12 protein-coding genes are annotated in these 14274 nt (G+C 71.1%); 9 read left to right on the plus strand and 3 right to left on the minus strand.

Annotated elements, in window-relative coordinates:
* Positions 1-99 precede the first annotated feature (99 nt).
* On the minus strand, positions 100-1626 hold the full coding sequence (locus PVK74_RS09970; RefSeq protein ID WP_274478906.1) for an alpha-N-arabinofuranosidase: 1527 nt from the start codon (positions 1624-1626) through the stop codon (positions 100-102).
* A gap of 155 nt (positions 1627-1781) precedes the next feature.
* Between PVK74_RS09970 and PVK74_RS09975 the strand changes: the two genes are divergently transcribed.
* The 3 genes from PVK74_RS09975 to PVK74_RS09985 are packed head-to-tail and all read left to right on the plus strand — an operon-like array spanning position 1782 to position 3996.
* A complete protein-coding gene (locus PVK74_RS09975; protein WP_043322934.1) occupies positions 1782-2177 on the plus strand; it encodes a GntR family transcriptional regulator in 396 nt (131 codons plus the stop codon).
* Entirely contained in the window at positions 2174-3034 is an 861-nt protein-coding gene (locus PVK74_RS09980) for an ABC transporter ATP-binding protein (RefSeq protein ID WP_274478907.1), read from the plus strand. The genes PVK74_RS09975 and PVK74_RS09980 overlap by 4 nt, the downstream gene beginning before the upstream one ends.
* Positions 3031-3996: an ABC transporter permease subunit gene (locus PVK74_RS09985; protein ID WP_274478908.1), complete on the plus strand. Its 966-nt coding sequence runs from the start codon at positions 3031-3033 to the stop codon at positions 3994-3996. Before PVK74_RS09980 ends, PVK74_RS09985 begins: the two co-directional genes overlap by 4 nt.
* Positions 3997-4025: 29 nt before the next feature.
* Here PVK74_RS09985 and PVK74_RS09990 read toward each other — a convergent pair whose 3' ends face one another.
* Entirely contained in the window at positions 4026-5051 is a 1026-nt protein-coding gene (locus PVK74_RS09990; protein ID WP_274478909.1) for an acetylxylan esterase, read from the minus strand.
* Positions 5052-5118: 67 nt separating this feature from the next.
* Here PVK74_RS09990 and PVK74_RS09995 point away from each other — a divergent pair, with 67 nt between their 5' ends.
* Genes PVK74_RS09995 through PVK74_RS10020 form a run of 6 tightly spaced genes read left to right on the plus strand, consistent with a single transcriptional unit; the run spans position 5119 to position 12986 of the window.
* Positions 5119-6048: an ABC transporter permease gene (locus PVK74_RS09995; RefSeq protein ID WP_274478910.1), complete on the plus strand. Its 930-nt coding sequence runs from the start codon at positions 5119-5121 to the stop codon at positions 6046-6048.
* Positions 6045-6983, plus strand: a complete 939-nt coding sequence (locus PVK74_RS10000) for a carbohydrate ABC transporter permease (RefSeq protein ID WP_233607833.1) — start codon at positions 6045-6047, stop codon at positions 6981-6983. Before PVK74_RS09995 ends, PVK74_RS10000 begins: the two co-directional genes overlap by 4 nt.
* A 42-nt stretch (positions 6984-7025) precedes the next feature.
* On the plus strand, positions 7026-8669 hold the full coding sequence (locus PVK74_RS10005) for an ABC transporter substrate-binding protein (protein WP_274478911.1): 1644 nt from the start codon (positions 7026-7028) through the stop codon (positions 8667-8669).
* On the plus strand, positions 8666-10192 hold the full coding sequence (locus PVK74_RS10010) for a GH39 family glycosyl hydrolase (RefSeq protein ID WP_274478912.1): 1527 nt from the start codon (positions 8666-8668) through the stop codon (positions 10190-10192). The genes PVK74_RS10005 and PVK74_RS10010 overlap by 4 nt, the downstream gene beginning before the upstream one ends.
* Positions 10189-10878, plus strand: a complete 690-nt coding sequence (locus tag PVK74_RS10015; RefSeq protein WP_104112229.1) for a YesL family protein — start codon at positions 10189-10191, stop codon at positions 10876-10878. The genes PVK74_RS10010 and PVK74_RS10015 overlap by 4 nt, the downstream gene beginning before the upstream one ends.
* Entirely contained in the window at positions 10875-12986 is a 2112-nt protein-coding gene (locus PVK74_RS10020) for an alpha-glucuronidase (protein WP_274478913.1), read from the plus strand. The genes PVK74_RS10015 and PVK74_RS10020 overlap by 4 nt, the downstream gene beginning before the upstream one ends.
* A gap of 10 nt (positions 12987-12996) precedes the next feature.
* On the opposite strand, the gene manD is transcribed toward PVK74_RS10020, so the two are convergent.
* Positions 12997-14205, minus strand: a complete 1209-nt coding sequence (manD, locus tag PVK74_RS10025) for a D-mannonate dehydratase ManD (RefSeq protein ID WP_064445464.1) — start codon at positions 14203-14205, stop codon at positions 12997-12999.
* Between the last annotated feature and the right edge of the window lie 69 nt (positions 14206-14274).

Below are 14274 nucleotides of genomic sequence, written 5' to 3' on the forward strand. Positions count from 1 at the left end.
GGCGATTCCTGGCCCCAGGCGCCGGAGTGAGGAGAGGAACGCAGGCGTCACCAGACCGCTGTCGTCACGCGGCCGTGCGCGGAGCCGTGTGTCCGGCGGTCAGGCGAGGTCGAGCGCCACCGTGACGTACGCGTGCGGCGGCAGTTCGACCTCCAGGCCACGCGGGTGGTCCGTGACCCCGGCGTGCTCGCGGGGCGCGACGCCCGTGGTCGACGGCGTGTTGTGCGCGTCGAGCGCGTCGGCGGTCAGGACGGTGGCACGGTGGGAGGTGACGTCCCGACCACGCAGGTCGAGGACGACTGTCGCCGGACGCCGCGCGTCGAGGTTCGACAGCGAGACCAGCGCCGTGTCGCCGCGCGTCGAGGCGGACGCCGAGAGCGTCGCCAGGTGATCCCCCGCCACCTCGCGCACCGGAACGTCGTCCTTGAAGGTCACCGCGAGCGACGCCGCGTCGTGGTGGGCCCGGTTCATCGCGAACACGTGGTACGAGGGCGTGAGCACGAGCGCGCCCGTCTCCGGGTCGGTGAGAATCATGGCCTGGAGCACGTTCACCGTCTGCGCGATGTTCGCCATCACGACGCGCGCCGCGTGGCGGTGGAACGTGTCGAGGTGCACCGCGGCCACCAGCGCGTCGCGCAGCGTGTTCTGCTGGTAGAGGAAGCCGGGGTTGGTGCCCGGCTCCACGTCCCACCAGGTGCCCCACTCGTCCACGACGAGGCCGACCTTGCGCTGCGGGTCCCAGCGGTCCATGACCGCCTCGTGGCGTGAGACCAGCTCCTCGATCCGGGTCGCGTTCCGCAGCGCCAGGTACCACTCCTCCTCGTCGAAGCCGGTCGCCGCGCCCTTCGACGACCAGCCCCGGGTCATCGTGTAGTAGTGCAGCGAGACGGCCTGGAACGGCCAGGCGCGGGAGTCCGGCGCCGCCAGGTCGTCGAAGGAGCGCATCAACGTCTCGGTCCAGTGGTAGTCGTCGCTGTTCGCGCCCGCGGCGATCCGGTAGACGGTGTTGTCGCCGTGGTCGCGGACGTAGGTGGCGTACTGGCGGGCCAGCGAGGCGAACTGCTCGACGCGCAGGTTGCCGCCGCAGCCCCACGCCTCGTTGCCCAATCCCCAGAACGGGACCCGCCAGGGCTCGTCGCGCCCGTTCTCCCGCCGCAGGGCGGCCATCGGAGAGTCGTCGCCGCGGGTCAGGTACTCGACCCACTCGGACATCTCCCGCACGCTGCCCGAGCCGACGTTGCCGGAGACGTACGGATCCGCGCCCAGCAGCTCGCACAGCGCCATGAACTCGTGCGTGCCGAAGGAGTTGTCCTCGACCACGTCGCCCCAGTGCGAGTTGACCATGCGGGGGCGCAGCTCGCGCGGGCCGATCCCGTCGCGCCAGTGGTAGTCGTCGGCGAAGCAGCCGCCCGGCCAGCGCAGGTTCGGGATGCCGATGCGGCGCAGCGCCTCCACCACGTCGAGGCGGATCCCGCCCTCGTTCGGGGTCGCGGAGCCCTCCCCCACCCAGAAGCCGCCATAGACGCAGCGCCCCAGGTGCTCCGCGAAGTGGCCGTAGACGTGGCGGGAGATGGTGGGGCCGGTCAGGTCGAGGTCAATGACGGCGGTGACGGTGGAGGCGGTCATGGTCGTCCTTGCTGGAAGCGGCCTGCGGGATGCGGCGTCGGCAACGATACAGCCATCGGCGATCATGTCGATCCCCCAGCCGCGGCCAACCCGCCCTTCTTGACCGCCCACCTGCTGCTTTACTACGGTACTAGTAAAGCAGCGAAGGGCTACCAGTGTTCGTCTTCCGGCTCGACACCCACTCCGGCGTGCCGCCGTACCTGCAACTCGTCCAGCAGGTCCGCCAGGCGGTGCTGCTGGGCTTCCTCCAACCCGGCGACCGCCTCCCGCTCATCCGCGAGGTGGTCGAGGACCTGGCCATCAACCCGAACACCGTGGCCAAGGCGTACCGGCAGATGGAGCAGGAGAACCTGGTCACCGGCCGGCCCGGCCAGGGCACGTTCGTCACCGAGCAGCAGTCGGCCGCGATGTCGCCGTCGACGTACACGTCGCTGCGCCGCGGCCTGGCGACGTGGCTGCGCCGCGCCTACGAGGCCGGCCTCGACGAGCAGGCGGTCGACGCGCTCTTCACCTCCGTCCACCAGCAGACGAGAAACGAGGACGTGGCGTGACAGACACCGAGATCGCGCTGCGCACCGACGGCGTGAGCAAGCGGTACCGGAAGGGCTGGGCGCTGCGCGACTGCACCCTGACCCTGCCGGCGGGCGGCGTGATCGCCCTGGTCGGGCCGAACGGCGCGGGCAAGACCACGCTGCTGCGCCTGATCGTCGGACTACTGGCGCCGAGCACCGGCACCGTCGAGGTCCTCGGCCACGACGTCACCGCCAGCACCCCGCAGACCCTGTCCCGGATCGGGTTCCTGGCCCAGGACCACCCGCTGTACAAGCGCTTCACCGTCGCCGAGATGCTCCGCTTCGGCCGGGCCTGCAACCTCCGCTTCGACCAGGGGCTGGCCGAGCGCCGGCTGGCGAAACTGGGCATCCCGCTGGACCGCCGGGCCGGCTCGCTCTCCGGCGGGCAGCAGGCCCAGGTCGCGTTGGCCCTGGCCCTGGCGAAACGGCCGGACCTGCTGGTCCTCGACGAGCCGGTCGCCAGCCTCGACCCGCTGGCCGAAGACGGCGTGACGGTCCTGTTCTCCTCCCACGTCGTGCACGAGCTGGAACGTGTCTGCGACCACCTGGTCGTGCTCAACCACGGCCGGGTCACGCTCACCGGTGACATCGACACCCTCCTCGCCGAGCACCGGCTGCTCGTCGGCCCGCGCACGGCCACCGACCTCGACCGGGCCGGCGCCGTCGTGGAGGCCGTCCACAGCGACCGGCACACCACCCTGCTGGTACGCGACGGCGGCATCCCGGCCGCCCCGGGCTGGCAGGCCCAGCCGGTCGGGCTGGAGGACCTGGTGCTGGCGTACCTGCGCCGGCCGTCCGAGCCGGGCGCCGCGGTCCCGTCGGAGGTGGCGGCATGACGTGGTTGATCTGGCGCCAGCACCGCACCGAGGTCTGCGTCCTCGGTCTGCTCCTCGGCGTGTTTGGCATCGCCCTGCTCGTGCTCGGGACGCAGGCCCACGACCTGTTCCCCGGCGACCCCGCCCGGTGCGCGGGAACAGCAGGCGCCGGTGAGACGTGCACGGCCGCCTTCCGCCGGCTCGACGAGGAGTACGGATACGTCGAGAACCTCCTCGCGGCCTTCTACCTGGTGCCCGTCGTCATCGGCGCGTTCCTCGGCGCGCCGCTGCTCGCCCGCGAACTGGAGGACGGCACCTGGCAGCTCGCCTGGACCCAGGCCGTGCCGCGGATGCGCTGGCTGGCGGCCAAGCTCGCCGCGCTGGCCGGCGTCACAGTCGCGCTCACCGGCATGTTCACCGCCGTGCTCACCTGGTTCCGTCAGCCGTTCGACGCCTGGGAAGGGCGGTTCCAGTACGACGCCTTCGACCTGGAAGGGCTCGTTCCGCTGGCGTACGCGCTGTTCGCGTTCGGCGTCGCCACCGCCGCGGGGGCGATCCTGCGGCGCAGCCTGCCCGCGTTCGGCGTCGCGTTCGGGGCGTTCCTCGCCGCCCGGATGTCGGTGGCGCTGCTGGCCCGTCCCGCGTACGCCACGCCGCTCACCACCATGGAGCCGGTCCCCGCCGGCGGCACGAAGGGTCAGGCCGGAGCCGGCGTCGCCGACTGGGTGATCGAACGCGGCTACGCGGACGCCGCCGGGCGCAGGCTGAGCTCGACGGAGTACTACGAACTGGAGGACGCGGCCAACCAGGCCGGCACGAACCTCAGCCAGTTCCTGCACGAACGCGGCATCCAGCGGTTCGGGGTCTACCACCCGGCCGACCGGTTCTGGACGTTCCAGCTCATCGAGGCGGCGGTGTTCGTCGCGGTCGCGGCGATTCTGATCGGCGTGGTGGTGTGGCGGGTACGCCGCCGGGTGATCTAGCGCCCTGCATCGGACATCCGGTGAGTCCGTCAGCCGGCTGCCGTCCCGGCGGAACGCATAACCGCGTCCAGCCAGCGCAGCTGCCGCCGGACGTGGACGGCCTCCCCGCCCTCGTGGCCGTTGAACGGGTACGTGTGCATCTCCCGTAGCGGAGTGGCCGATGCGGCAGCGGCGTACTGGTTGTAGGCGGCGAAGCCGGTGCTCGGTGGGCAGACCTCGTCGCGCAGACCGATCCCGAAGTGCGCCGGTGCGGTGGCGCGCCGGGCGAAGGTGACGCCGTCGACGTAGGACAGCGTGCGCCGGACCGGCTCCTCGGCCTCGCGGTGCACCGCGAGGTAGCGGGCGATCTCGCCGTAGGGGGACGCCTCGGTCACTTCGATGGCGCGCTGGATGTCGCACAGGAACGGGGCGGTGACCAGGAGCGCGGCGAGGCCGTCGGCGAGGCCCGCCGCCGCGAGCGCGAGTCCACCACCTTGGCTGTTGCCCACCGCGGCGACGCGGGCCGGGTCCACCCCGGGCAGTACGCGGACGGCGTCGATCGCGCGGACTGCGTCGGTGATCAGGCGGCGGTAGTGGTAGTCGTCCGGGGACAGGATTCCCCTCGTGGCGGGGCTGGGCCCGCCGGGAGCGTCGTGCGGGTCCGGGGTGTCACCGCGGCTGTACAGGCCGGCCTGTCCCCGGTTGTCCACCAGCAGGTGGGCGTAGCCCGCCACCGGCCAGGTGAGCCGCTCCCCCGGCAGGCCCCGGCCGCGCCCGTAGCCGGGGTACTCCACCACTGCCGGCAGCGGTGTGGCTACGCCTGCGGGACGGGTGTACCAGGCCCGCACCGGTTCGCCGGCGAACCCGGCGAACGTCACGTCCCACACGTCGAGCAGCCGCAGGTCGGTGGGTTCGGGGCGGACGTCGACGAGCACCGGGCTGGCCGCGGCGGCGGTGAGGGTGGCCCGCCAGAACCGGTCGAAGTCGGCGGGCTCGACGACAGCCGGCGTGTAGCGGCGGAGTTGGCCGAGGGAGATATCAATCGACGCTCTTGACACGAAGATAACGATACCCATAAATTTCCGAAAGGCTTACGACGTATTACCGGAAACGTTCCGGCCGATGGTCAGGGGGAGGACGAGCTTGGCAGCCCCGACCCCGCGCAGTCGCCGTACGCCCTGGCGGCGGGCCCTGCGCCGGGACTGGCAGCTCTACTCGCTCGCAGTCCTTCCGCTGCTGTTCTTCCTGACGTTCCGCTACCTGCCGATGCTCGGCAACGTGATCGCGTTCCGGCGCTTCCAGCCGGGCGGCAGCATCTTCGGCGAGTACTGGACCGGGCTGCGGTACTTCCGGTTGTTCTTCACCGACCCGACCTTCTGGAGCGTGTTCATAAACACGCTGGTGCTGGGCGCGCTGACGCTGGTGTTCTGCTTCCCGCTGCCGATCGTGCTCGCGCTGCTGCTCAACGAGGTGCGCAACCGCGCGCTCAAGCGGTTCGTCCAGTCGGTGTCCTACCTGCCGCACTTCCTGTCGATAGTGATCGTGGCCGCCATGGTCCTCCAGTTGCTGTCGGTGGACGGCACGGTGAACCAGATGGTGCGTGCCGTGGGCGGCGAGCCGGTCGCGTTCATGCAGCAGGCCGGATGGTTCCGGACGATCTACGTCTCCTCCGAGGTCTGGCAGACCGTCGGCTGGGGCACCATCCTCTACCTCGCCGCGCTCACCACCGTCGACGGCGACCTGTACGAGGCGGCCCGCATCGACGGCGCCAACCGGTGGCGGCAGACCTGGCACGTGACGCTGCCGGGGATCCGGCCGACGATGGTGACGCTGCTGATCCTCAACATCGGCACCTTCATGGCCGTCGGCTTCGAGAAGATCCTGCTGCTGTACAACCCGCTCACCTACCCGACGGCGGACGTGATCTCGACCTACCTGTACCGGGTGGGCATCGTCTCCGGGAACCTCAGCTACGCCGCCGCCATCGGCCTGTTCGAGTCCGTGATCGGGCTGACGCTGGTGCTGTCGGCGAACGCGATCTCCCGGCGCACGGTGGGGACGAGCCTGTGGTGAGCACGCAGGCCCGCGCCCAGGCCCGTACACGGAAACCGGCGGCCCGGCCGCGTGGCCCCCGGCCCACCCGCGGCTACCGGGTCTTCCAGGTGGTGAACGCCCTCGTGCTGACCGGCGTCGTGGTGGTGACCCTGTATCCGTTCCTCACCATCGTGGCCCGCTCGCTCAGCGACAACGCGTACATCGTCGCGGGCGAGGTGAACCTCGTGCCGCGGGGGTTCAACCTGACCGCGTACCGGGTGGTGACGTCGGACCCGACGTTCTGGGTCAGCTACCGCAACACCGTCTTCTACACGGTGGTCGCCACGCTCGTCTCCGTCGTGCTGACCACCTGCTACGCGTACGTGCTGTCGAAGAAGCACCTGCGGGGCCGGACCGCGCTGGTCGGGATCGCCGTGTTCACCATGTTCTTCACCGGCGGCCTGATCCCCAACTACGTCCTGGTCACCAGCCTCGGGCTGAAGAACACGGTGTGGGCGATCGCCCTGCCCAACGCGATAAACGTGTTCAACCTGCTGGTGATGAAGGCGTTCTTCGAGAGCCTGCCGGTCGAGCTGGAGGAGGCGGCCGCAGTCGACGGGTTGAACACGTACGGCACGCTGCTGCGGATCGTCCTGCCGCTGTCGAAGGCGATGGTCGCCACGATGGTGCTGTTCTACGCCGTCTCGTTCTGGAACTCGTGGTTCGCCGCGTTCCTCTACATGGACCGGCAGGACCTGCTCCCGGTGACCGTCTATCTGCGCAACCTCATCGCGGGCGCGACCGACGCCACGCAGACCGGCGGCGGCCTCGGCAGCGCCGGCGACGTCGTCCAGTCCGCCGCCACCATCCAGTCCGTGACGATCGTGCTGACGATCCTGCCGATCCTCGCGGTCTATCCCTTCATCCAGCGCTATTTCGTCTCCGGAATCATGCTCGGCGCCGTGAAGGGATAGCCGCCGCCCGCACCACCACCCCACCACCGGAAGGAAGAACCCATGGCCCAGCTGTCCCGGCGCCAGGTACTGCTCGCCAGCGGCGCGGCCGCCGTCGTCGCCCTGGCGGGTTGCGGCGACGACACCCCGGACAAGAAGGACCTCGACCGCAACCGTACGGGCGCGATGGACAAGTACGGCATCGGCGACCAGTTCAAGGCCACCGAGCCGGTCACGTTCTCGATCCTCTACAACAACCACCCGAACTACCCGCTCAAGCCGGAGTGGCTGTTCTGGACCGAGCTGGCCGGGCGGACGAACGTCAAGCTGGACCCGGTCGCCGTGCCGCTGAGCGACTACGAGCAGAAGCGCAGCGTGCTGGTCGGCTCCGGTGACGCCCCGATGATCATCCCGAAGACCTACCACCCGCAGGAGAACTCGTACGTCTCCTCCGGCGCGATCCTGCCGGTCAGCGACTACCTCGACCTGATGCCGCACTTCAAGGACAAGATCGAGAAGTGGAAGCTCCAGCCGGAGATGGACACGCTCCGGCAGGAGGACGGCAAGTTCTACCTGCTGCCCGGCCTGCACGAGAAGCCCTGGCAGGACTACACGCTCGCGGTCCGCACCGACGTGCTGGAGCAGCTGAAGATCCCGTCCCCGACCACCTGGGACGAGGTGTACGCCATGCTCAAGGCGATGAAGGCGGCCCACCCGGACGTCATCCCGTTCTCCGACCGTTTCGGCAAGCCCAACCCGGCCGGCAACCTGCTGAACATGCTGGCCCTCGCGCACGGCCTGCCCGGCGCCGGCTGGAACTACCAGCCGACGAGCTGGGACGAAGGGGCCGGGAAGTACGTCTTCACCGGCGCCTCGGACGGCTACCGGCAGGTGGTGGAGTACCTCCACAAGCTGGTCGCCGAGGGGCTGCTCGACCCGGAGACGTTCACCCAGACCGACGACCAGGCCCGGCAGAAGCTCGCCAGCGGCAAGTCCTTCGTGATCAGCACGAACGCGCAGACCCTGGTGAACGACTACCGCCCGGACATCGCGAAGATCAACCCGAACGCCCGGCTCGGCAAGATCCTCTTCCCGGTCGGGCCGGCCGGAGCGGTCAACCCGGCGAGCCGGCTGGAGAACGGCGTGATGATCTCCAGCAAGGCGCGCGACGGCAAGAACTTCGTGGCCATGATGCAGTTCGTCGACTGGCTCTGGTACTCCGACGCCGGCCAGGAGTTCGCCAAGTGGGGCGTCGAGGGAACCACGTACACCAAGGACGGCTCGGGCAAGCGCACCCTCGCCCCGGACGTCAACGTCATCGGCCTCAACCCCAAGGGCACCAAGCACCTGCAGAAGGACTTCGGCTTCTACAACGGCGTCTTCGCCTACGGGGGCAAGCTCGACCTGGTGCAGTCGTTCTTCTCGCCCGAGGAACTGGAGTTCCAGAAGGAGATGAACGCCCGCAAGGCCGCGCCCTGGGTGACTCCGCCACCGGCGCCGCTCAGCGACTCCGAGCGGGAGCAGACGACGCTGTGGGCGACCGCGCTGAAGGACCACGTCACCCAGAACACGCTGAAGTTCGCCCTCGGCCAGCGGCCGCTGAGCGAGTGGGACGCCTACGTCTCGGAGCTGAAGGGCAAGAACGCGCAGGCCTACATCGACCTGGTCAACAAGGCGTACGACCGGTACCGCAAGAACCACGGATGACGCGGCTCCTCGTCCCCGACCGGCCTGCCGGCCGGCTGACCGACGCCTGGCGTACCTGCGTGGGCACCGGCCGGTTCGACCTGGCTCTGCGACGTGACTATCAGGACTCGCTGGCGCTGGTGCAGCAGGACATCGGCTTCCGGCACATCCGCGGCCACGGGCTGCTCAGCGACGGCGTCGGCGTGCACCGCCCGTACGAATACCGGGGCGAGCGCCGGGTGCGGCACGCCTTCACCTACGTGGACCAGGCCGTCGACGCATACCTCGCGCTGGGCATCCGGCCCTTCGTGGAGCTGGGGTTCATGCCCTCGGCGCTCGCCTCCGGCGACCAGACCGTGTTCTGGTGGCGGGGAAACGTGACGCCTCCGGAGTCGTACACCGAATGGGGTGACCTGGTGCGCGCCACGGTGACCCACCTGGTCGACCGGTACGGCCTCGACGAGGTGCGCGGCTGGCCGATCGAGGTGTGGAACGAGCCCAACCTGCCGGCGTTCTGGGCGCGCGCCGACCAGGACGCCTACCACCGCCTGTACGAGGTCTCGGCGCACGCCGTCAAGGACGTCGACGCGGCGCTGCAGGTCGGCGGCCCGGCGCTGTCCCCCGGGGCCGACGAGTGGCTGAAGCCGTTCGCCGAGTTCGTCACCGACCGCGACGTGCCTGTCGACTTCGTCAGCCGGCACGCCTACACCTCCGGCCCGGCCCGGCACCTGCCGTTCGGCACCCGGCAGACCCTGGCTCCGGCCGCGGAGCTGCTGGAGCAGTTCGCCGCGCCCCGCCGGCACCTGGCCGGCACCGCGCTGGCCGACCACCCGGTGCACATCACCGAGTTCAACTCCTCCTACCGGCCGGACAACCCGATCCACGACACGGCCTTCCACGCCGCCTACCTCGCTCCGGTGCTGGCCGGCGGCGGGGATCTGGTCGACTCCTTCTCCTACTGGACCTTCAGCGACGTGTTCGAGGAGGAGGGGGTGCCGACCGCGCCGCTGCACGGCGGCTTCGGCCTGCTCACCCACCGGCAGATCAAGAAACCCACCTACCACCTGTACGCGTTCATGGCCCGGCTCGGCGACGAGGTGCTCGCGCGCGGGCCGGACCATCTCGTCACCCGGCACCCCGACGGCCGGGTCGCGGTCCTGGCCTGGGCCCCGGTGGACGTCACCGGCCGCGAGCCGGTACCCGAGCGGCACACCCTGTCGCTGTCCGTTCCGATCGGCCCGCCGGGCACCGCGTCGGCGTTCCTGCTCCGCTCGGCAGTGAGTGAGGACGCCGGCAACGCCTTCGCGGCCTGGCGGGAGATGGGCAGCCCGCACTCACCCCGGCCACGGCAGCTCGACGCGTTGCGGGAGGCCGCCGAGCCGGCCCGTACCCATCGCGCAGTGCCGGTCGCGGGCGGGCGGGCGGACCTCGACCTCGACCTCGCCCGGCACGAGGTGACTCTCGCCGAGCTGACCCCGGTAGTGGACGAGACGCCGCCGTGGTGGGACGACAGGTTGCTCGACCCGCACGAGGACCGACGGTGACCGGCGCGACCGGCGGGCTGCGGGAGTTCGGCGACGGGCCGTTGTCGCGGGCCGCCGCGACGGTCCACACCCTGCTCGTGGTCGAACTGCTGCTCCTGGTGAGCACGCTGCCCGGTCTGGCCGTACTCGTGCTGCTCGACCGCGACAGCAGCAACCTTCCGCTGGTCGCCGCCGCCGCGCTGCCGGTCGGTCCGGCCGTCTCGGCCGCGCTGCACACGCTGCGGCACCAGCGCCCCGACCTGACCGATCTCCGTCCCGCCGCCGCGTTCCGCCGGGCCTACCGGGAGAACCTGGCGGGCGTGCTGCGCGTCTGGGCGCCCACGCTGCTGTGGCTCGCAGTCATCGCGCTCAACCTGGCGAACCTGCCCGCCGCCGCCGTCCCCGGCTGGTGGGCCGTGCCGCTCGTCGTGGTCGGGGCGGGGGTGATCCTGGTCGGGGTCAACGCGCTGGTGATCGTCTCGCTGTTCACCTTCCGCACCCGCGACGTGCTCCGGCTCGCCGTCTACTACGTGGCGCGCAAGCCCGGCGTCACGTTCGGCAACGTCGCGCTGCTGGTCGCCGCCGCCGGCGTCACCGCGGTGTTCTCCGAGGCGGTGCTCGCCCTGCTCGCCGCGCTCCTGGTGCTGGCGCTGCTGCGGATCGGTGCTCCCATGATCGACGACATCCGGGCGGAGTTCACCGCGTGAGCGTCCCGGTCACCGGCCGCTTGTCGGCCGACAGCGGCGAGTCGGCCTGGCATGCCGCCTGGCTACCGACTGCGGCGTTCCGTGAGCTCGGTTCCCGGCCGGTGCTGGTGCACGGCGACGGGCTCCTGGTCGACACCGTCCTCGGCGAGGTGAGCCGGGCCTGCGCCCGCTACGGCGGACGGCTCTGGCACGGGCCACCGTGGCCTGTCGACGCCGACCTGGTGCTGGCCCTGCGCGGCGCCGGCCCGGTGCCGAACGCGGCGGCGGAGACGGTCCGGCTCGGCGCGACACCGGCGGTGAACGGCACCGGCGACGGCGCGCTCGGCGACGAGGGGTACCTGCTGACGCGGGCCAGCGGCGTGACAGTGGTCCTCGCCGACGCGCCGGCCGGCCTGCTGTACGGGATGTTCCACGTGGTCCGGCTCGGCGCGGCGGCCTTCCACGACGACCTTCCGGCGCGGCGGCACCGGCCGGCACTGGACCGGCGGATGCTCGACCACTGGGACAACGTGGCCGTGCACCCGGTGTCGGGCCAGGTCGAGCGAGGCTACGCCGGCGGCTCCCTGTTCTGGCGCGACGGCGCCGCCCGGCGCGAGCCCGCCCGGCTCCGCGACTACGCCCGCCTGCTCGCCGCCTGCGGCGTCAACGCGATCTGCGTGAACAACGTCAACGTGCACGACACCGAGGCGCTGCTGCTGACCGACCGGCTCGGCGACGTCGCGGAGATCGCCGAGGTGTTCCGCGCGTACGGCATCCGGGTGCATCTGGCGGTGACCTTCGCCGCCCCGGTGGTCCTCGGCGGCCTGCCCACCGCCGATCCGCTGGACGAGCGCGTACGGGACTGGTGGGCCGCCGCCACCCGGCGGGTGTACCAGCGGATTCCCGACTTCGGCGGCTACCTGGTGAAGGCCGACTCCGAGGGCCGGCCCGGCCCGTTCGCGTACGGGCGCGACCACGCCGACGGCGCGAACCTGCTCGCCGAGGCGCTCGCACCGCACGGCGGCGTGGTGCGCTGGCGGGCGTTCGTCTACGACCACCACCAGGACTGGCGGGACCGTTCGACCGACCGGGCCCGGGCCGCCCACGACCACTTCGCGCCGCTGGACGGACGATTCGCCGACAACGTGATCGTCCAGGTGAAGTTCGGCCCGATCGACTTCCAGCCACGCGAACCGGTGTCCCCGGTGCTCGCCGTGATGCCTGCTACCCGGCTGGCGGTGGAGGTGCAGGCGACGCAGGAGTACACCGGCCAGCAGCGGCACGTCTGCTACCTCGGCCCCTGGTGGAGCGAGGTGCTGCGGTTCCGGCCCCGGGGCGCGGCCGGCGACACGATCGCCGACATTGCGGCCGGACGGGCGGGCGCCGGTGGCGGCCTGGTCGCCGTGTCCAACGTGGGCGACGACCCGTTCTGGACCGGGCACCCGCTGGCCCAGGCGAACCTGTACGCCTTCGGCCGGCTCGCCTGGGATCCGCTGCTGGATCCCGGCGCGATCCTCGACGAGTGGATCGACCTGACGTGGCTGCCGGTGACCACCGGCGATCCGGACGCGGTGCGGCGCACGATGCACGCGGTCATGGACGATTCCTGGCGCACCTACGAGCGCTACACCGCCCCGCTCGGCGTCGGGTTCATGGTGCGGCCGGGCCACCACTACGGCCCGGACGTGGACGGCTACGAGTACACCCCGTGGGGCACCTACCACTTCGCCGACCGCGACGGCGTCGGGGTGGATCGGACCCGGGCGACCGGGACCGGCTTCACCGGCCAGTACCCGCCGCCGTGGTCCGAGGTGTACGAGTCCCGCGAACGCTGCCCCGACGAACTGCTGCTGTTCTTCCATCACGTGCCCTACCGGCACGTGCTGCACAGCGGCCGTACCGTGATCCAGCACATCTACGACACGCACTTCGCCGGGGTCGAGGAGGTGATGGCGATGCGGGAGCGGTGGCGGCTCGTCGCCGGGGCGGTCGACCCGGCCGTCCACGACCGGGTCGCCGAGCGCCTCGACGAACAGCTCCGCAGCGCCGTCGAGTGGCGGGACCAGATCAACACGTACTTCTTCCGCAAGTCCGGAATCCCGGACGCGCACGGTCGCCGCATCCACTGAGCCGGCGCGCTCACCAGGGGTGCACGGTGCCGTCCGTCAGCCGGTTCACCGGCAGGTAGGCCGGCGCGTACGGGTAGCGGGCCGCGGCCTGCTCGTCGATGTCCACGCCGAGCCCCGGAGTCTCGGCCGGATGCAGGTAGCCGCCGTCGTAGTGGTAGCCGTGCGGGAACACCTCGTCCGTCGCCTCGGTGTGCCGCATGTACTCCTGCAGACCGAAGTTGGGGATGGCGATGTCCAGGTGCAGCGCGGCGGCCATGCAGACCGGGGAGAGATCGGTGGCGCCGTGCGAGCCGCTGCGGACGTGGTGCAGCGCGGCAAGGTCGAAGATGCGTCGCAGGTGGGTGATCCCGCCGGCGTGGACCACAGTCGTACGGACGTAGTCGATGAGCTGTTCCCGGATGAGCTGGGCGGCGTCCCAGATGCTGCTGAAGACCTCGCCGACGGCGATCGGCGTGGTGGTGTGCGAGCGGATGAGCCGGAAGCCCTCCTGCAGGTCCGCCGGGACCGGATCCTCCATCCAGGTCAGCGCGTACGGCTCCAGGCTCTTGCCGAGCCGCGCCGCCTCGATCGGGGTGAGCCGGTGGTGCACGTCGTGCAGCAGCCGGAGGGTGGGCCCGAACTCCTCGCGGACCCGGGCGAACACGCCCGGCACGTGGGCCAGGTACGCCTCCGTCGACCAAGTCGTCTCGGTCGGCAGCGCGGCGTCGGCGGGCTCGTAGAACATCTTGTCGGCGCTGACGCCGTACGTCCGGGGCAGGCCGGGCACGCCGCACTGCACCCGCACCGCGCGGTAGCCGAGGTCGACGAAACGGGCGACCTCGGTCAGCACCTCGTCGACCGTCTCGCCGTTGGCGTGCCCGTACACGGTCACGCCCTCGCGGGACCGGCCGCCGAGCAGCTGGTAGACCGGCAGCCCGGCGACCTTGCCCTTGATGTCCCACAGCGCGGTGTCCACGGCGGCGACGGCGCTCATCGTGACCGGCCCGCGCCGCCAGTACGACCCCTGGTAGAGGTACTGCCAGGTGTCCTCGATCCGGGCCGGGTCACGCCCGATCAGCAGCGGCACGACGTGGTCGCGCAGGTAGGACGCGACGGCCAGTTCCCGGCCGTTGAGGGTGGCATCACCGACGCCGGTGACGCCGGCGTCGGTCACGACCTTCAGGGTCACGAAGTTCCGGCCGGGGCAGGTCACGATCACCCGGGCGTCGACGATTCTCATCCGGTCTCCCCTGCGGTCCGCGCGCCGGTCACCGCAAGATTATCCACCATCGTCGATTTATCGCACCCC

It is taken from the genome of Micromonospora chalcea, assembly GCF_028768405.1.
GTDB classification, from domain to species: domain Bacteria; phylum Actinomycetota; class Actinomycetes; order Mycobacteriales; family Micromonosporaceae; genus Micromonospora; species Micromonospora chalcea.